A 19,431-nucleotide genomic window follows, 5' to 3' on the forward strand; every position below is an offset into this window, starting at 1 on the left:
AGCCCCACTCCATCGACAGGACCAAGGACGACATGACCGTACGCACTCGTATCGCGCCGTCACCCACCGGCGACCCCCATGTGGGCACCGCCTATATCGCCCTGTTCAACCTCTGCTTCGCCCGCCAGCATGGCGGCCAGTTCATCCTGCGCATCGAGGACACCGACCGGGTGCGCTCGACCCCCGAGTCCGAGCAGATGATCCTCGATTCGCTGCGCTGGCTGGGGCTGGAGTGGGACGAGGGTCCCGACGTGGGTGGCCCCCATGGTCCCTACCGCCAGAGCGAGCGCGGCGACATCTACGGGGAGTACGCCCGCCAGCTCATCGAGGCCGGCCATGCCTTCAGGTGCTACCGCACCAGCGAGGAGCTCGACGAGCTGCGCGAGGCGCGCAAGGCCGCCGGCATGCACCTGGCCCTCAAGCCTTCCGACCTCGCGCTGCCCGCCGAGGAGCAGGCGCGTCGCGAGAAGGAGGGTTGGCCCCATGTGGTGCGCATGAAGGTGCCCGCCACCGGCAGCTGCGTGATCGACGACATGCTGCGCGGCGTGATCGAGGTCGACTGGGCCCAGGTGGATGCCCAGATCCTGCTCAAGTCCGACGGCATGCCTACCTACCACCTGGCCAACGTGGTGGACGACCACCTGATGGGCATCACCCACGTGCTGCGCGGCGAGGAGTGGATCAACTCGGCCCCCAAGCACCAGCTGCTCTACGAATACCTGGGCTGGGAGATGCCGCAGCTCTGCCACATGCCGCTGCTGCGCAACCCCGACAAGTCCAAGCTCTCCAAGCGCAAGAACCCGACCTCCATCAACTACTACCGGCGCATGGGCTTCCTGCCCCAGGCGGTGATCAACTACCTGGGGCGCATGGGCTGGTCGATGCCCGACGAGCGCGAGAAGTTCAGCCTCGACGAGATGATGAGCCACTTCGATGTCCAGCGCGTGTCGCTGGGCGGCCCGGTGTTCGACCTGGAGAAGCTGACCTGGCTCAACGGCGTCTATATCCGCGAAGAGCTCGACGACAGGGCCTTCCTCAAGGCGCTGATGGAGTGGGCCTTCAACGAGGAGTACGTCAGCCAGATCCTGCCCCAGGTGCGCCCGCGGGTGGAGACGCTCTCCCAGGTGGTGCCCCTGGCGGGCCACTTCTTCTCGGGCCTGCCGGCCATCGAGGAGGAGAGCTTCGACGAGGTGAAGCTCTCCCGCGAGGAGCTGCTCAAGCTGCTGCAGTTCCTGGTGTGGCGCTTCGAGGGCGTGCCGGCCTGGCACAAGGCGGCGCTGCTGGAAGAGGTCAAGGCGCTGGCCGGCCACTTCGAGCTGAAGATGAAGGCCTTCCTGGCCCCGGTGTTCATCGCCATCACCGGCTCCAGCTCGAGCACCTCGGTGATGGACGCCATGGCGATCCTGGGCTCCGACATGACCCGGGCGCGCCTGCGCCACGCCATCGAGGTGCTGGGCGGCGTCTCCAAGAAGCAGGCCAAGCGCTTCGAGAAGGAATTCCGCGAGCTCGCGTGATTTCCTGTTGACGAAGGCGGGGCTTATCAGTAACATACGTCCCGTCTTCGAGAGATACGGGGCCTTAGCTCAGCTGGGAGAGCGCGACACTGGCAGTGTCGAGGTCAGCGGTTCGATCCCGCTAGGCTCCACCACCATCTCGCATCGAGGATGCTGCGTCCCATTCGTCTAGTGGTCCAGGACACCGCCCTTTCACGGCGGTAACAGGGGTTCGAACCCCCTATGGGACGCCACCTTCTACCGCTCTACCTTCCTAATGCTTTTTCATTATCAGCCGGCCAGCATGCTCGCCCGGCGTTTCGTCGTGTCCGGAGGCCCGCCACTGCGGCCCTGGCAGCCGGGGCGATATCGGCTTGACAACCCCCTTGACTTGTCCACTTTCCCGCGACCCTCGGGTCGACCTGTGCACAGTCTCGCCGCGAACCCGCATGGTTGCTGGCCTCACAATTAACCGCTTTAATTTCAATTACTTATGGTAGGTCAAAAATTGACCAATCTGAGCCGGCCCCGCTTCTCATGGCGATTCCGCGACCTTTTCGAGAGGTTTTGAACAGGCTTATCCACAGAATGTGTGGAAAACGGGTGGTGCCGGAGGGGAGGGCGCTTCCGTAATAAAGTCAACCTGAATAAATGAAGATTCTAGTGCTCCGGTACTAAGCCGCTAAGGGGCCGCCGAGCGGCCGCCGTGGCCCCCAAACGCGGAAGGCCGCCCATTGGGCGGCCTTCCTGGTGGGGTCGGCGTGCGCGCCGCCGTGGCGGCTTACTTGGCCGGGTAGTCGCGCTGGGCGTGGCCGGTGTAGAGCTGGCGCGGACGACCGATCTTGTAGCTGTCGCTGAGCATCTCGTGCCAGTGGGAGATCCAGCCGATGGTGCGGGACACGGCGAAGATCACCGTGAACATGTTCTTGGGGATACCCATGGCCTTGAGGATGATGCCGGAGTAGAAGTCGACGTTCGGGTAGAGCTTGCGCTCGATGAAGTAGTCGTCCTCCAGGGCGATCTGCTCCAGGCGCTTGGCGATCTTGAGCTGCGGATCGTCGGCCAGGCCCAGTTCGGCCAGCACCTCGTCGCAGGTCTCCTTCATCACCTTGGCGCGCGGGTCGAAGTTGCGGTAGACCCGGTGGCCGAAGCCCATCAGCTTGAACGGGTCGTCCTTGTCCTTGGCCTTGTCGACGAAGCGCTGGATGTTCTCCTCGGAGTCGTCGCCGATCTCGTCGAGCATGTTCAGCACCGCCTCGTTGGCGCCACCGTGGGCCGGGCCCCAGAGGGCCGCGATGCCGGCGCTGATGCAGGCGAAGGGGTTGGCGCCGGTGGAGCCCGCCAGGCGCACCGTGGAGGTGGAGGCGTTCTGCTCGTGGTCCGCATGCAGCATGAAGATGCGGTCCATGGCCTTGGCGTAGACCGGGTTGATCCAGTACTCCTCGCAGGGGTTGCTGAACATCATGTAGAGGAAGTTCTCTGCATAGTTCAGGTCATTGCGCGGGTAGTTGAACGGCTGGCCGATGTTGTACTTGTAGGACATCGCGGCGATGGTGGGCATCTTGGCGATCAGGCGGATAGCGCTGATCTCGCGGTCCTCCTGGACGTTGATGTCCAGATGGTCGTGATAGAAGGCGGCCAGGCCACCGACCACGCCGCACAGGATCGACATCGGGTGGGCGTCGCGGCGGAAGCCCTTGAAGAAGTTGTTGATCTGGTCGTGGACCATGGTGTGGTTGCTGATCCGCGACTCGAAGTCGGCGTACTGGGCATCGTCGGGCAGTTCGCCGAACATCAGCAGGTAGCAGAGCTCGACGAAGTTGGACTCCTTCGCCACCTGATCGATCGGGTAGCCGCGGTGCAGCAGCACCCCCTTGCCGCCGTCGATATAGGTGATCGCCGACTGGCAGGAGGAGGTCGCCATGAAGCCGGGGTCATAGGTGAAGAGGCCTTCGGCACCGAGGCTGCGGACGTCGATGACGTCGGGGCCCAGGGTGCCGGAGTAGATCGGCAGGTCGATCGGCTTTTCCAGACCGTCTACCGTCAATGTCGCTTTCCTGTCAGCCATGCTGGCCTCCTCTCGAGTTCATGGGGGGACGAGTAAGTCGTTATTCCGCTGATGGTGCCGGCGAAAAGGTCCGCCCACTATAGAAGCGTGCCAGCGATTGTCAATTCCACCATTGTGCGGCCAGTATTGTACATTAGCCTGCTTAATGGGTGGTGATTGTACAGGAAATGGTGCTCCGCACCATGGCGGTGCGCCGCGGGCCCGGTCAACGTCTCCGGATGCCCGGGTAGACGCCGCCAGCACCGAGAAATCGGCCTTCCACCATGGTCGAGTACGCTCTGTGTCCATTTGTCATGACAGGGCGATGTCCCTATAATCTCAGCGCGCGACTGGCAGGAACCGGTGGTCGTGTCCAACTCGGCCACGATCGTGTCCCTTCCCGAAACCACCGCCCGCTCGGGCCTTGTCCGACGACCGAACAGCGGGCCAAGAGAGTGTGTAGAGCCGTGAATAGCAAACGACCCGTAAATCTGGATCTGTCCACGATACAGTTCCCCCTTCCCGCCCTGACGTCGATCGCTCATCGCATCACCGGCGTCATCCTCTTCATCGGCCTGATCTTCGCCTTCTGGGCGCTCGATAAGTCGCTCTCCTCGCCGGCCGGTTTCGCCGCCGTGAGTGACGCCCTGGCCCACAACTTCCTGGCCAAGCTGATCGCCTGGGGGCTGCTGTCGGCCCTGGCCTTCCATTTCGTGGCCGGTATCAAGCACCTGCTGATGGATATGGATTTCGGCGTGACCCTCGAGGGGGGCGTCAAGAAGGCGCAGATCACCGTGGTGGTGAGCGTGGTCCTGATCATTCTGGCTGGAGTCTGGGTATGGTAACCAACATCACGAATCTCGGGCGCAGCGGTCTCTCCGACTGGCTGCTCCAGCGCGTCTCCGCCGTCATCCTGGCGCTCTACACTCTCTTCATCGTCGGCTTCCTGCTGTTCAACCCCGGCCTGGACTACGCGGCCTGGAGCGGCCTCTTCTCCGCGACCTGGATGCGCATCTTCTCGCTGCTGGCCTTCATCTCCCTGGCGGCCCACGCCTGGGTCGGCCTGTGGACCGTAACCACCGACTACCTCAAGTCGACCGGCGTTCGCGTCGCCGTCCAGCTCATCATCATCCTGGCCATCTTCGTGTTCCTGGTCTGGGGCATCACCGTTCTGTGGGGAGCCTGATTCATGTCCACCATGCGTAGCCTGTCTTTCGACGCCATCATCATCGGCGGTGGCGGTGCCGGCCTGCGGGCCGCCCTGGAGCTGGCCAAGTCCGGCAAGAAGACCGCCGTGCTGTCCAAGGTCTTCCCGACCCGCTCGCACACCGTCTCCGCCCAGGGCGGCATCACCTGCGCCATCGCCTCCGCGGACCCCAACGACGACTGGCGCTGGCACATGTACGACACCGTCAAGGGCGGCGACTACATCGCCGACCAGGACGCCTCCGAGTACATGTGCTCCGAGGGCCCCAAGGCGGTGTTCGAACTCGAGCACATGGGCCTGCCGTTCTCCCGCTTCGACAACGGCCGCATCTACCAGCGCCCGTTCGGCGGCCAGTCCAAGGACTTCGGCAAGGGCGGCCAGGCGGCGCGGACCTGTGCCGCCGCCGACCGTACCGGCCACGCCCTGCTGCACACGCTCTATCAGAACAACCTGAAGAACAACACCACCTTCCTCAACGAGTGGTACGCCGTCGACCTGGTCAAGAACGCCAACGGTGACGTGGTGGGCTGCATCGCCATGGACATCGAGACCGGCGAAGTGGTGCACGTGAAGTCCAAGGCTACCGTCATGGCCACCGGCGGGGCGGGGCGCATCTTCGCCTCCACCACCAATGCCCTGATCAACACCGGTGACGGTATCGGCATGGCGCTGCGCGCCGGCTTCCCGATGCAGGACATGGAGATGTGGCAGTTCCACCCCACCGGCATCTACGGCGCGGGCACCCTGGTGACCGAGGGCTGCCGCGGCGAGGGTGGCTATCTGATCAACAAGGACGGCGAGCGCTTCATGGAGCGCTATGCCCCCAACGCCAAGGACCTGGCCGGCCGCGACGTGGTCGCGCGCTCCATGGTCATGGAGATCCTCGAGGGCCGCGGCTGCGGCGAGAAGGGCGACCACGTCTTCCTCAAGCTGGATCACCTGGGAGAGGAGGTCCTCGGCAAGCGCCTGCCCGGCATCGTCGAGCTCTCCAAGACCTTCGCCCACGTGGATCCGGCCAAGGAGCCGATCCCGGTGGTTCCGACCTGCCACTACATGATGGGCGGGATACCGACCAACGTGCATGGCCAGGCGATCATGCAGGACGCCGAGGGCAACGACCAGATCGTCAACGGCCTGTTCGCCTGCGGCGAGGCGGCCTGCGTCTCGGTCCACGGCGCCAACCGCCTGGGCGGCAACTCGCTGCTCGACCTGGTGGTGTTCGGCCGCGCGGCCGGCATGTTCATCGAGGGCGCGCTCAACGAGGGCATCGAGTACCTCGACGCCTCCGCGTCCGACGTCGAATCCGCCATGAAGCGCATCACGCGCTGGAACGAGTCCGAGGGTGGCGAGACCGTGCCCGAGCTCAAGCGCGAGCTGCAGGACATCATGCAGACCTCCTTCGGCGTTTTCCGCGAGGAGAAGAACATGGTCGAGGGCGTCAAGCGCCTCGAGGAGCTGCGCGGTCGCATCGCCAACGCCTACCTGCCGGACAAGTCCAACACCTTCAACACCGCGCGCGTCGAGGCGCTGGAGCTGGACAACCTGATGGAAGTGGCCGAGGCCACCGCCATCGCGGCCCTGGAGCGCAAGGAGAGCCGCGGCGCGCACTCCCGCTACGACTACCCGGACCGCGACGACGTCAACTGGCTGAAGCACTCGCTCTACTTCCCGGCCGAGAAGCGACTGGGCAAGCGCGATGTGAACTTCGCACCCAAGACCGTCGACATGTTCGAGCCGAAAGTCCGCACCTACTAAGGGGGAGTCACGATGTCCAAGCTTCAGGTATCCCTGTACCGCTACAACCCGGAAACCGACTCCGCGCCCTACATGCAGGAGTTTCAGGTCGACACCCAGGGCCGCGACCTGATGGTGCTCGACGTCCTGCACCTGGCCAAGGAGCAGGACAACGGCCTGGCCTATCGCCGCAGCTGCCGCGAGGGCGTGTGCGGCTCCGACGGCATGAACATGAACGGCAAGAACGGCCTGGCCTGCATCACCCCGCTCTCCGAGGTGGTCAAGGGCAACAAGCTGACCCTGCGCCCGCTGCCGGGCCTGCCGGTGATCCGTGACCTGGTGGTCGACATGGGGCTGTTCTACAAGCAGTACGAGCGCATCCAGCCCTACCTGCAGAACGACGAGCCGGCGCCGGCCATCGAGCGCCTGCAGTCGCCGGAGGAGCGCGACAAGCTCGACGGCCTCTACGAGTGCATCCTGTGTGCCTGCTGCTCGACCTCCTGCCCGTCGTTCTGGTGGAACCCGGACAAGTTCGTCGGCCCGGCCGGCCTGCTGCAGTCCTATCGCTTCCTCGCCGACTCCCGTGACACGGCCACCCGCGACCGCCTGGCGGAACTCGAGGACCCGTTCTCCGTGTTTCGCTGCCGCGGGATCATGAACTGCGTCGCGGTCTGCCCCAAGGGCCTCAACCCGACGCGGGCGATCGGCAAGATCCGCGAGATGCTGCTGGCCAATGCCACTTAAATCGTGGCGTCCAGCTTGTTATCATGTCCACCGCTCTCGGGCTGCGGCGAGAGGTCGCAGCCGAGTCCGGTGCGGAGCATGATGCATAGAGCCGGTGCCCTGGGCACCGGCTCTTGACCATGGAATTCAGGATGCCCTTCCTCCGGCAGGGCACCACCGATGTCGATGCGGTCGAGTCGTGTCGGCGCCGATACCACCCCATCAGTGCAGGGTGACCAAGAGATGCAACAAGGCATAATGGAGTTGATGTGGCGCTCCTCCCACGTGAGTGGCGGCAATGCCCACTATGTGGAAGCGCTCTACGAACAGTACCTCGATGATCCCTCCGCCGTTCCCGACGAATGGCGCCAGTACTTCGACCAGTTGCCGCGACCCGAGGGCGGGGCCAGCCATGACGTTCCGCTCTCCCCGATCCGCGAGCAGTTCTACCAGTTGGGCCAGCACCGGCGTACTGCCCAGGCCGTTGTCGACAGTGGCGAGAACAAGAAGCAGGTCAAGGTTCTCCAGCTGATCAACGCCTACCGCTTCCGCGGGCACCAGAAGGCCGACATCGACCCGCTCGGCCTGCGCAGCCCCACTCCCGTCCCCGATCTCGACCTCTCCTTCCATCAGCTCTCGAAGGCCGACCTGGATACCGAGTTCCAGACCGGCTCCTTCTTCCTGGGCATGGACAAGGCGCCGCTCAAGGAGATCGTCAGCGCCCTGGAGCAGACCTACTGCCGCTCCATCGGCTGCGAGATCATGCATATCGTCGACACCGAGGAGAAGCGCTGGCTGCAGCAGCGCTTCGAGTCGGTGCGCTCGGCGCCCAGGTTCAGCCCCGAGGTGCGCAAGCACGTGCTGGAGCGGCTGACGGCCGCCGAGGGCCTGGAGAGCTACCTGGCCTCCAAGTACCCGGGCACCAAGCGCTTCGGCCTCGAGGGCGGCGAAGCCTTCATCCCGATGATGGACGAGCTCATCCAGCGCGCCGGCGGCTATGGCACCAAGGAAGTGGTGATCGGCATGGCCCACCGCGGCCGCCTCAACCTGCTGGTCAACATCCTCGGCAAGAACCCCTCGGACCTGATCGACGAGTTTGACGGCAAGAAGGTCATCGAGCGCGGCTCGGGTGACGTCAAGTACCACCAGGGCTTCAGCTCCAACGTCATGACGCCGGGCGGCGAGGTGCACCTGGCGCTGTCGTTCAACCCCTCCCACCTGGAGATCGTCGCCCCGGTGGTCGAGGGTTCGGTGCGGGCCCGCCAGGATCGTCGTGACGACCCGGTCGGCAACAAGGTGCTGCCGATCAACGTCCACGGCGACGCGGCCTTCGCCGGACAGGGCGTGGTCATGGAGACCTTCCAGATGTCCCAGACCCGTGCCTACAAGACCGGCGGCACGGTGCACATCGTCATCAACAACCAGGTGGGCTTCACCACCTCGCACCCCCAGGACTCGCGCTCCACCGAGTACTGCACCGACATCGCCAAGATGGTCCAGGCGCCCATCTTCCACGTCAACGGCGACGACCCCGACGCCGTGCTGCATGCCACCCAGGTGGCGCTGGACTATCGCCAGCAGTTCAATCGCGACGTGGTCATCGACCTGGTGTGCTACCGCCGCCGCGGCCACAACGAGGCCGACGAACCCTCCGGCACCCAGCCGATGATGTACAGCAAGATCAGGGAACACCCGTCATCGCGAGCCCGCTACATCGAGCGGCTGGTCGGCGAGGGGCTGATCAGCGACGACGACGCCAAGGCGATGATGGAGAAGTACCGCGACGACCTGATGGCCGGCAACCATGTGGCCAACGCCCTGGTGCAGGAGCCCAACAAGTCGCTGTTCGTCGACTGGACCCCCTACCTCGGCCATGAGTGGACCGGCCATGCCGACACCACCGTGGACATGAAACGCCTGCAGCGTCTCGCCGGCAGGATGTGCGAGATTCCCGACGGGGTCGAGGTGCAGCGCCAGGTGTCCAAGATCTACGACGACCGGCGCAAGATGCAGGCCGGTGGCCTGGCGGTCAACTGGGGCTTCGCCGAGACCCTGGCCTATGCCACCCTGCTCGACCAGGGCCATCCGGTGCGCATCACCGGCCAGGACGTGGGGCGCGGCACCTTCTCCCACCGCCATGCGGTGGTGCACAACCAGAAGGACGGCAGCGCCTACGTGCCGCTTCAGCACATGGCCGACGGCCAGCCGCGCTTTACCATCCACGACTCCTTCCTCTCGGAAGAGGCGGTGCTGGCGTTCGAGTACGGCTACGCCACGACCATGCCCAACGCGCTGATCGTCTGGGAAGCCCAGTTCGGCGACTTCTTCAACGGCGCCCAGGTGGTGGTCGATCAGTTCATCTCCTCCGGCGAGACCAAGTGGGAGCGCCTGTGTGGCCTGACCATGCTGCTGCCCCACGGCTACGAGGGGCAGGGCCCGGAGCACTCCTCCGCGCGCCTCGAGCGCTTCCTGCAGCTGTGCGCCGAGCACAACATGCAGGTCTGCGTGCCGACCACCCCGGCGCAGATCTTCCACCTGCTGCGCCGCCAGGTGATCCGCCCGCTGAGAAAGCCCCTGGTGGTGATGTCGCCCAAGAGCCTGCTGCGCCACAAGTCGGCGACCTCGAGCCTCGAGGAGCTGGCCCATGGCGGCTTCCAGATGGTGCTCCCCGACCAGGGCAAACTCGAGGCCGGAAAGGTCGAGCGCATCATCCTCTGCGCCGGCAAGGTCTACTATGACCTGGCCAACTGGCGCGAGGAGAACGCCCGCGACGACGTGGCGATCCTGCGCATCGAGCAGCTCTACCCCTTCCCCAAGGAGGAGCTGCTGGAGGCCATCAAGGACTACACCAACGTCACCGACGTGGTGTGGTGCCAGGAGGAGCCGCTCAACCAGGGCGCCTGGTATTCGAGCCAGCACCACATGCGGGCCGTGGCCGACATGCTGCGTGACGGCCTGGGCGGCAAGCTCAAGTTCGCCGGTCGCCCGGCATCCGCGGCACCCGCGGCGGGCTACATGTCCGTGCATACCGAACAGCAGCGCCAGCTGGTGGAAGACGCCTTCAACCTCTGAGGCGCCCACCGGGACGAGAGAGAACAGACAAGGGATACGACATGGCTACCGATATCAAGGCACCCACCTTTCCGGAATCCGTCGCCGAGGGCAGCGTGGCGGCCTGGCACAAGAAGCCCGGCGACAGCGTCGAGCGTGACGAGCTGATCGTCGAGATCGAGACCGACAAGGTGGTGCTCGAGGTCGTGGCCCCCGAGGCCGGCACCCTCAGCGAGGTGCTGGTGGAAGAGGGCGACACCGTGGAGTCCGAGCAGGTGCTGGGCCGGATCGGCGAGGGCAAGGCCGAGGGCGGCGACAAGCCGGCGGCCGAGAAGGCCGAGAAGAAGGACGATGCCAAGGCGGAGAAGAAGGACGACGCAGAGGCCAAGCCGGCGGCCGGCGGCAAGACCCACGAGGTCAAGGCGCCGACCTTCCCCGAGTCGATCCAGGAAGGCACCGTGGCCAGCTGGAACAAGCAGGTCGGTGAGGCGGTCAAGCGCGACGAGGTGCTGGCCGAGATCGAGACCGACAAGGTGGTGCTTGAGGTCGTCGCCCCGGCCGACGGGGCGCTCGCCGAGATCAAGGCCGAGGAGGGCAGCCAGGTCACCTCCGAGCAGGTGCTGGCGACCTTCAGCGAAGGCGCCGGCGGCGCTGCTGCCGCGCTCAGCGAGGAGAAGGCTCCTGCCTCCGCCGACGACGGCGCGAGCGACGAGAAGGTGGGCGACAAGATCCTCGCCCCGGCCGCGCGCAAGCTGGTCGCCGAGCATGACCTCGACGTCAATGCCATCGAGGGCTCCGGCAAGGGCGGCCGCATCCTCAAGGAGGATGTGCAGAAGGCCGTGAAGGCAGGCTCCGCGAAGAAGGCGGCCAAGCCGGCCGGTGGTGCCCAGGCCGCCGCCGCCGCGGCCCCGGCCGTGGAGGGCGAGCGCCCCGAGAAGCGCGTGCCGATGAGCCGCCTGCGCCAGACCATCGCCAAGCGCCTGGTCCAGGCCCAGCAGACCGCTGCCATGCTCACCACCTACAACGAGGTGGACATGGGCGCGGTGATGGACCTGCGCGCCCAGTACAAGGACACCTTCCTCAAGGCCCACGACGTCAAGCTCGGCTTCATGGGCTTCTTCGTCAAGGCGGCCAGCGAGGCCCTCAAGCGCTTCCCGGACGTCAACGCCTCCATCGACGGCACCGACATCGTCTACCACGGCTATCAGGACATCGGTGTCGCCGTCTCCACCGACCGTGGCCTGGTGGTGCCGGTGCTGCGCGACACCGACAGCATGAAGATCGCCGACGTCGAGAAGGGCATCGTCGACTTCGGCAAGCGGGCCCGTGACGGCAAGCTCGGCATCGACGAGATGCAGGGTGGTACCTTCACCATCACCAACGGCGGCATCTTCGGCTCGCTGATGTCCACGCCGATCCTCAACCCGCCGCAGACCGCGATCCTGGGCATGCACAAGATCCAGGAGCGCCCCATGGCGGTGAACGGCAAGGTCGAGATCCGCCCGATGATGTACCTGGCGGTCTCCTACGATCACCGCATGATCGACGGCAAGGATGCGGTACAGTTCCTGGTCACCATCAAGGAGCTGCTCGAGGATCCGGCACGCCTGCTGCTGGACATCTGAGCCGCGGGACCCACTACGTTCTTCAGCGACAAGCAACGAAGGAGCCAACATGGCTGACAAGTTTGATGTGATCGTGATCGGTGCGGGCCCCGGCGGCTACGTCTCCGCCATCCGCGCCGCCCAGATGGGGCTGAAGGTCGCCTGTGTCGAGAAGTGGATCGGCAAGGAAGGCAAGGTCGTCCACGGCGGCACCTGCCTGAACGTGGGCTGCATCCCGTCCAAGGCGCTGCTCGAGGCCTCCCACAAGTTCGTCGAGGCCAAGCACGACTTCGCCGACATGGGCATCGAGGCGGGTGACGTCAACATGGACGTCAAGAAGATGATGGCCCGCAAGGACAAGATCGTGAAGAACCTGACCGGCGGCATCTCCGGTCTGTTCAAGGCCAACGGCGTCACGGCCATCGAAGGCACCGGCAAGGTGGTCTCCTCCAAGCAGGTCGAGGTGACCGACCAGGACGGCAAGGCCACCACCTATGACGCCGACAACATCGTCGTCGCGGCCGGCTCCGTGCCGGTGGAGATCCCGCCGACCCCGCTGAAGGAAGGTCTGGTGGTCGATTCCACCGGCGCCCTGGAGTTCCAGGAGACGCCCAAGCGCCTGGGCGTGATCGGTGCCGGCATCATCGGCCTGGAGCTCGGCAGCGTCTGGAACCGCCTGGGCAGCGAGGTCACCGTGCTCGAGGCCATGGATGACTTCCTGCCGATGGTCGACGGGGCCATCGCCAAGGAGACCCAGAAGCTGCTCAAGAAGCAGGGCCTGGACATCAAGCTGGGCGCGCGGGTCACCGGCTCCGAGGTCAAGGGCGAGGAGGTGGTCGTCAAGTACACCGACGCCAAGGGCGAGCAGGAGATGACCTTCGACAAGCTGATCGTCTGCGTCGGCCGCAAGCCCTACACCAAGGGCGTGATTGCCGAAGGCGTGGGCATTGAGACTGACGAGCGCGGCTTCATCCACGTCGACGACCAGTGCCGCACCAGCGTGCCGAGCGTCTACGCCATCGGCGACTGCGTGCGCGGCCCGATGCTCGCGCACAAGGCCTCCGAGGAAGGCATCATGGTCGCGGACATCATCGCCGGCCACAAGGCCGAGATGAACTACGACGCCATCCCCAACGTCATCTACACCTTCCCGGAAGTGGCCTGGGTGGGCCTGACCGAGCAGGAGGCCAAGGCCAAGGGCATCGAGGTCAAGACGGGTGCCTTCCCGTTCGCCGCCAGCGGCCGCGCCATGGCCAACAACGCCACCGAGGGTCAGGCCAAGATCATCGCCGATGCCGAGACCGACCGCGTGCTGGGCATGCATATCGTCGGCCAGCACGCCGGCGAGATGATCGCCCAGGGCGTGATCGCCCTGGAGTTCGGCTCCAGCGCCGAGGACCTGGCGCTGACCTGCTACGCCCACCCGACCATGTCGGAGGCGGTGCACGAGGCCGCCCTGGCGGTGGAGGGCCATGCCATCCACATGGCCAACCGCAAGAAGAAGAAGTAAGGACAACAAGCGCCACCGGCAGGTGGCGCATCGCTTCCGGCCAAGTATCGGAAGCGAACGGTGGTGACACGGCGACCGCTGCCCAGAGGCCGCGAGCCGTGTCATCGTTCGAGTCACATGCAACCAATGGCATGAATCGATGAACCTTCACGAGTATCAGAGCAAGCAGCTGTTTGCCGACTATGGCCTGCCGGTCTCCAAGGGCTTCGCCGTCGACACCCCCGAGGAGGCCGCGGAGGCCTGCAAGAAGATCGGTGGCGACAAGTGGGTGGTCAAGGCCCAGGTCCACGCCGGTGGCCGCGGCAAGGCCGGTGGCGTCAAGCTGATCAAGAGCCCGGAGGAGGCCCAGGCCTTCGCCGAGTCCTGGCTGGGCAAGAACCTGGTGACCTTCCAGACCGACGAGAACGGTCAGCCGGTCACCAAGATCCTGGTCGAGACCTGCACCGACATCGCCAACGAGCTCTACCTGGGCGCGGTGGTCGATCGTGGCACCCGCCGCGTGGTGTTCATGGCCTCCACCGAGGGCGGCGTGGAGATCGAGAAGGTCGCGGAAGAGACCCCCGAGAAGATCCTCAAGGCCGAGATCGACCCGCTGGTCGGCGCCCAGCCCTACCAGGCACGTGAGCTGGCCTTCGCCCTGGGCCTCACTGGCAACCAGGTCAAGCAGTTCACCAAGATCTTCCTGGGCCTCTCCAAGCTGTTCCACGACAAGGACCTGGCGCTGCTGGAGATCAACCCGCTGGTGGTGACCGACGAGGGCAATCTCCACTGCCTCGACGCCAAGATCAACCTGGACGGCAACGCCCTCTATCGCCACCCGGACCTGCAGGCGATGCGCGACCCGTCCCAGGAAGACGAGCGCGAGGCCGAGGCGGCCGCCTGGGAGCTGAACTACGTAGCCCTGGAAGGCAACATCGGCTGCATGGTCAACGGCGCCGGCCTGGCCATGGGCACCATGGACATCATCAAGCTCAACGGTGGTCAGCCGGCCAACTTCCTCGACGTGGGCGGCGGTGCCACCAAGGAGCGCGTGGCCGAGGCCTTCAAGCTCATCCTCTCCGACGATTCCGTGAAGGCCGTGCTGGTCAACATCTTCGGCGGCATCGTGCGCTGCGACATGATCGCCGAGGGCATCATCGGTGCCGTCGAGCAGGTCGGGGTCAACGTGCCGGTGGTGGTGCGTCTGGAAGGTAACAACGCCGAGCTGGGTGCCGAGAAGCTGGCGTCCAGCGGTCTGAACATCATCGCTGCTACCAGCCTGACCGATGCGGCTCAGCAGGTCGTCAAGGCAGCGGAGGGCAAGTAATGAGCATCCTGATCGACAAGAACACCAAGGTCATCTGCCAGGGCTTCACCGGCGGACAGGGGACCTTCCACTCCGAGCAGGCGATCGCCTACGGCACCCAGATGGTCGGCGGCGTGACCCCGGGCAAGGGCGGCCAGGAGCACCTGGGCCTGCCGGTGTTCAACACCGTCAAGGAAGCCGTGGCCGAGACCGGCGCCGAGGCGAGCGTGATCTACGTGCCGGCCCCGTTCTGCAAGGACTCCATCCTCGAGGCGGCCAACGCCGGCATCAAGCTGATCGTCTGCATCACCGAGGGCATCCCGACCCTGGACATGCTCGACGTCAAGGTGAAGTGCGACGAGTTGGGCGTGCGCCTGATCGGCCCGAACTGCCCCGGCGTGATCACCCCGGGCGAGTGCAAGATCGGCATCATGCCGGGCCATATCCACAAGCCGGGCAAGGTCGGCATCGTGTCGCGTTCCGGCACCCTGACCTATGAGGCCGTCAAGCAGACCACCGACCACGGCTTCGGCCAGTCCACCTGCGTGGGCATCGGCGGCGACCCGATCCCGGGCTCCAACTTCATCGACATCCTCGAGCAGTTCGAGAAGGATCCGGCCACCGAGGCGATCGTGATGATCGGCGAGATCGGCGGCACTGCCGAGGAAGAGGCGGCGGCCTACATCAAGGCCAACGTCTCCAAGCCGGTGGTCTCCTACATCGCCGGCGTCACCGCGCCTCCCGGCAAGCGCATGGGCCACGCCGGTGCCATCATCGCCGGCGGCAAGGGCACCGCGGACGAGAAGTTCGCCGCCCTGGAAGCCGCAGGCGTGAAGACCGTTCGTTCGCTGGCCGAGATCGGCGATGCGCTGAAGGAAGCGACCGGCTGGTAAGCCGTTCACCTACAGCAGGCGGCAACGCGAGAGGGCACCTTCGGGTGCCCTCTTCGCGCGTGTGGCCGGCCGACATCTCGGCTCAGCCGATCACCTCCTCGACCGGGCTGTCGTCGATACCCAGCAGCTGGACCTGAAGGCCGTTGCCATTGGCTTCGGCCTGCAGGGTATCCGGCAGGGACTGGTCGTCGCCGTAGGCCTTGAAGGCGAAGCGCCAGGCCTCGCCGGGCTCCAGGGTGCCGGGATCATCGTCACGCACGCGATAGCCGCCGTCGGAGCTCTCGACGTGACCGTTCCACACCGTGTCGATCTCGGCGGGCAGGTCAAAGCGTACCCGAGGGTCGACGATCTCCTCGTCGGAGAGGTTCTGGACGAAGAGCTCCGCCACATAGCCCGAGGACCAGCTGCTGGTGGTATTGCCCGTGACCAGCAGCTCGGTGCCTTCATCGATCACCCCCGGCAGCAGGTTATCACCCTCCAGCACGGCATCCGGCTCGGGGCGCGCGAGCGGCTCGCCGCGGAAGGCATTGCCCGAGGCCAGGTGCAGGGTCGTGCCGTCCCCGAACACCGCGAACTCCATCTCGACCAGGGTGTCCTGGCTGCCCTGGCCGAGGATGAGGGTCTCCCCGTCGCCCATGAGCACCTGGTGGTCGTCGTAGTCCTCGGTATAGCGGGCGGTGTCTACCCCCGCGCCGCCATCGAGGAGGTCGGTGCCGTCGTACCAGTCGTTGCCGGGGCCGCCCTGAAGGATGTCATTGCCGGCACCGCCGGTGAGGCTGTCGTGGCCCGGGCCGCCATTCAGGTAGACGCCGTCGTCGGACCCCTCGATCTCATCCGAGCGGCGGGAGCCGATCAGGTAGTCGAAGATCACCTCGTTCTCCTCGGCGTCCGTGATGGCGCCGAAACTCTCGCCTCCCTGGTTGATCCACAGCGAGGGGGAGAGATCGTCCGTATCGGGGTCGCGGATGGATTGCTCGACCCGCACGCGGTTGTCGTGATCCTGGCCGCCGTGGAAGTTGATATCGCGATCGGTGAAGGCCACCTCGATGTCGTTGCCCACCGAGGAGCGCCAGGAGGCGAAGGTCAGGCCGTGACGCATGCCGGAATCCTCGAGACCGGTGAAGGTGCCGTCATAGCTCTCGTGGAGTTCCACGGCATAGCCGTTGCCGCCGCTGCCCTTGTTGAAGGCGCCTTGGGCGGTGATCTCCTCGGCCACGGGGTCCAGGGTCTTGGAGAAGCGAAAGGCGGTGGAGGGGCCATCGCGGACCTCGAGGTCGGCCAGTTGCGTGCCCACGGTGCCCTCCAGCAGCACGGCATCATAGCCGCTCAGCGCCTCCCGGGTGTTGGTGAACTGCCCTGCCTCGGGCTCGCCCAGCTCGAAGTTGACGGTGAAGCCCTCCAGCCTGACGTCATCGACGCTGTCCAGGCGGGCCAGCCGGGTCTCGCCTGCCTCGAAGGCGAAGTGCACCCCGCGGTCCAGCACCACCTCGTTGCCCTCCACGGCCTCGACCCGGGCCATGCTGGTGCGCAGCTCGGCATACTCCACCCGCCGCCAGGAAGTATCGCCGATGGCATCGAAGAAGGCATCGTCGTTGTCCTGCCAGAGCCTCAGGGTGTCACCCGGCGCCAGTCCATGGTCGCGATCCAGCGAGAGGCGCCGGTCCCCCTCGTCGAGACCGGCCTCGAGCTGGCCCTGGAAGCGAGTGCGGAAACCGTCCAAGTGGATGGCATGGTCATCGTTTCGCTCCAGGGCGCGGTCGCTGAAGGTCAGAGTGGTGTCGCCGGAGCCGGCTCCCACCAGGGCGATGTCCGAGCGCTCGACCCGCAGCGCATTGTCGAGGTGGTGGTTGCCGGCAGCGAATTTCAGGGTCGATCCCGGCTCGGCATCACGGATCAGGTTGTTGATCTCCTCGGCCGAGGTGTCGGTAGCGATATCGTAGGTGGAGGCCATGGTCGACTCCATTTTGTCGCAGTTTTGAGACGGTTCGTGTTGCGAATGTATTGGCCGATTACAGGATCATGGCGTCAGTAATCAGCTAGTTGTGTCGCTGATTAGTAACAGTTAATGCATGAAAATCGGTGAATAAATCCATGATAGGTTTGAAGTATTATCGCCCATTAATGTAGAAATGTTGGCTTCGAAAGACAATGATTAATGGTCAATTCATGCTCCAGGACATATGAAGGGACCAGCACCACCAGCCCTGGCAAGGGTGTTGCGTGCCTGTCGCAGCTCTCTGCTGTGGGTAGGCGGGTTCAGCCTGATGATCAACCTGCTGATGCTGACCCCGGCGCTCTACATGCTGCAGGTCTACGATCGTGTCATCACCACGGGGAGCCGCGAGACGCTGCTGCTGCTGACCCTGGCGGTGCTCTTCCTCTTCACGGTGATGGGCTTGCTGGAGGGGGTGCGGGCACGGGTGCTGGTCCGGGTGGGTAACCGACTCGAGACCCGACTGGACGAGGGGCTCCACCAGACCATGGTGACGCGCGCCCTGCGACAGGCCGCGCCCACTGCCTGGCCGCTCGATGACCTCGCGGCCCTGCGACAGGCGCTGGCCGGCGGCGGTCTGGTCGCGCTGTTCGATACCCTCTGGGTGCCGCTCTACCTGGCCTTGCTGTTCCTGTTCCATCCCTGGCTCGGCACCTTCGCCCTGCTCTCGGGAAGCGTGTTGCTGCTCTTGCTCCTGCTTGCCGAGCGACTCACCCGCGGGCTGCTCCAGACGGCCGGCGCCGAGCAGGCAATGGCGCGGGGCAGGGCGGAGACCAGCCTGCGCCATGCCGAGGTGCTGCATGGCATGGGAATGGGCCCCGCCCTCGGCCGGCGCTGGCGGGGCGACCAGCGGCGCTGGCAGGCTGCCCAGTCTCGTGCCAGCGACCGGGCGGGGCTCCTCTCCGGCCTGACCCGCGTGCTGCGGCTGCTCCTCCAGTCCCTGATCCTGGGTCTCGGGGCCCTGCTGGTGCTCGATGAGCAGATCACGCCCGGCATGATGATCGCGGCCTCCATCCTGATGGGACGTGCCCTGGCCCCGGTGGACCAGGTGGCATCCCACTGGCGCGACCTGGTGAATGCTCGGTCAGCCTACCATCGCCTCCGGAGGCTGCTGGCCGATGGCGACCCGGAAGGGGAGCGGATGGCCTTGCCGAGACCGTCTGGCCGCCTGGTGGCCGAGGCCGTCACCGCCGCTCCGCCGGGCAGTCGGGAACCGGTACTGCGAGGCGTGAGCCTCTCCATCGCCCCGGGCGAGCAGCTCGGGGTGATCGGGCCCAGCGCCTCGGGCAAGTCGACCCTGGTGCGCGTCCTGCTCGGCATCTGGCCCGCCCAGGTGGGGACCGTACGCCTGGATGGCGCCGACATCGCCCGCTGGGACCGCGAGGCGCTCGGTCCCCACATCGGCTACCTGCCTCAGGACATCGAGCTCTTCGACGGCACCATCGCCGAGAACATCGCCCGGTTCGGGGAGGTCAGGTCCGAGCGGGTGATCGCGGCGGCCCGGTGCGCCGGCCTGCACGAGACGGTCCTGCGCCTATCCGATGGCTATGACACCCGGCTCTCGGCCACGGGGAGCGAGCTCTCCACCGGCCAGCGCCAGCGCCTCGGCCTGGCGCGGGCCCTGCATGGCGACCCGGTGCTGGTGGTGCTCGACGAGCCCAATGCCAACCTGGACCTGGAGGGCGAGCGAGCCCTGTCCCGAAGCCTGCAGCGGCTCCGGGCGGAGGGCGTCAGCCTGGTGGTGATCAGCCACCGCACGGGGGTACTCCACCAGGTGGACACGCTGCTGGTGCTCGAAGACGGTCGCGTCGTTCTCCATGGTCACAGGGAGCGGGTACTGGCGCGTCTCGCCGCGGCGCGTCAGCGAGCGCCGGCGAGTGATGCCCCATGA

Annotated in this window: 13 protein-coding genes and 2 tRNA genes; 13 read left to right on the forward strand and 2 right to left on the reverse strand. The window is 65.7% G+C overall.

The features are described from left to right. Window positions 1-32: 32 nt before the first annotated feature. The 3 genes from gltX to SCI24_RS09050 all read left to right on the forward strand — a co-directional run bounded on the left by gltX (window position 33) and on the right by SCI24_RS09050 (window position 1,747). Complete coding sequence (gltX, locus tag SCI24_RS09040) at window positions 33-1,514, forward strand: glutamate--tRNA ligase (protein WP_318725085.1); 1,482 nt, start codon at window positions 33-35, stop codon at window positions 1,512-1,514. A 58-nt stretch (window positions 1,515-1,572) separates the two neighbouring features. Then, window positions 1,573-1,648 (forward strand) — tRNA-Ala (locus tag SCI24_RS09045). Window positions 1,649-1,671: 23 nt separating this feature from the next. After that, window positions 1,672-1,747: transfer RNA gene (locus SCI24_RS09050), tRNA-Glu, on the forward strand. Between the two features lie 527 nt (window positions 1,748-2,274). On the opposite strand, the gene gltA is transcribed toward SCI24_RS09050, so the two are convergent. Next, the gene (gltA, locus tag SCI24_RS09055; protein ID WP_318725086.1) at window positions 2,275-3,561 is read right to left on the reverse strand and encodes a citrate synthase; all 1,287 of its coding nucleotides are present in this window, start codon (window positions 3,559-3,561) and stop codon (window positions 2,275-2,277) included. Window positions 3,562-4,007: 446 nt separating this feature from the next. On the opposite strand from gltA, the gene sdhC reads away from it, so the two are divergent. From sdhC to sucD, 9 genes are all read left to right on the forward strand, one after another. Continuing rightward, window positions 4,008-4,385, forward strand: coding sequence for a succinate dehydrogenase, cytochrome b556 subunit (gene sdhC / locus SCI24_RS09060; protein ID WP_318725087.1), 378 nt, complete (start codon window positions 4,008-4,010; stop codon window positions 4,383-4,385). Then, window positions 4,379-4,726: a succinate dehydrogenase, hydrophobic membrane anchor protein gene (sdhD, locus tag SCI24_RS09065; protein ID WP_318725088.1), complete on the forward strand. Its 348-nt coding sequence runs from the start codon at window positions 4,379-4,381 to the stop codon at window positions 4,724-4,726. Before sdhC ends, sdhD begins: the two co-directional genes overlap by 7 nt. Before the next feature lie 3 nt (window positions 4,727-4,729). After that, window positions 4,730-6,502, forward strand: coding sequence for a succinate dehydrogenase flavoprotein subunit (gene sdhA, locus SCI24_RS09070; protein WP_318725089.1), 1,773 nt, complete (start codon window positions 4,730-4,732; stop codon window positions 6,500-6,502). Window positions 6,503-6,514: 12 nt separating this feature from the next. After that, complete coding sequence (locus tag SCI24_RS09075) at window positions 6,515-7,225, forward strand: succinate dehydrogenase iron-sulfur subunit (protein ID WP_318725090.1); 711 nt, start codon at window positions 6,515-6,517, stop codon at window positions 7,223-7,225. Window positions 7,226-7,447: 222 nt separating this feature from the next. Further along, window positions 7,448-10,276 carry a 2-oxoglutarate dehydrogenase E1 component gene (locus tag SCI24_RS09080; protein ID WP_318725091.1) on the forward strand — a complete coding sequence of 943 codons (2,829 nt, stop codon included), beginning with the start codon at window positions 7,448-7,450 and terminating at the stop codon, window positions 10,274-10,276. Between the two features lie 41 nt (window positions 10,277-10,317). Continuing rightward, complete coding sequence (odhB, locus tag SCI24_RS09085) at window positions 10,318-11,880, forward strand: 2-oxoglutarate dehydrogenase complex dihydrolipoyllysine-residue succinyltransferase (RefSeq protein WP_318725092.1); 1,563 nt, start codon at window positions 10,318-10,320, stop codon at window positions 11,878-11,880. A gap of 49 nt (window positions 11,881-11,929) precedes the next feature. Next, window positions 11,930-13,369, forward strand: coding sequence for a dihydrolipoyl dehydrogenase (gene lpdA, locus SCI24_RS09090; protein ID WP_318725093.1), 1,440 nt, complete (start codon window positions 11,930-11,932; stop codon window positions 13,367-13,369). A gap of 139 nt (window positions 13,370-13,508) precedes the next feature. Further along, window positions 13,509-14,675, forward strand: coding sequence for an ADP-forming succinate--CoA ligase subunit beta (sucC, locus tag SCI24_RS09095; protein WP_106230157.1), 1,167 nt, complete (start codon window positions 13,509-13,511; stop codon window positions 14,673-14,675). After that, a complete protein-coding gene (sucD, locus tag SCI24_RS09100) occupies window positions 14,675-15,547 on the forward strand; it encodes a succinate--CoA ligase subunit alpha (RefSeq protein ID WP_133635189.1) in 873 nt (290 codons plus the stop codon). Before sucC ends, sucD begins: the two co-directional genes overlap by 1 nt. Window positions 15,548-15,629: 82 nt before the next feature. On the opposite strand, the gene SCI24_RS09105 is transcribed toward sucD, so the two are convergent. Further along, entirely contained in the window at window positions 15,630-17,498 is a 1,869-nt protein-coding gene (locus SCI24_RS09105; RefSeq protein WP_318725094.1) for a cellulose binding domain-containing protein, read from the reverse strand. Between the two features lie 229 nt (window positions 17,499-17,727). Here SCI24_RS09105 and SCI24_RS09110 point away from each other — a divergent pair, with 229 nt between their 5' ends. Continuing rightward, a complete protein-coding gene (locus tag SCI24_RS09110) occupies window positions 17,728-19,431 on the forward strand; it encodes a type I secretion system permease/ATPase (RefSeq protein ID WP_318725095.1) in 1,704 nt (567 codons plus the stop codon).

This window comes from Halomonas sp. (genome assembly GCF_033549285.1).
Lineage (GTDB): Bacteria > Pseudomonadota > Gammaproteobacteria > Pseudomonadales > Halomonadaceae > Halomonas.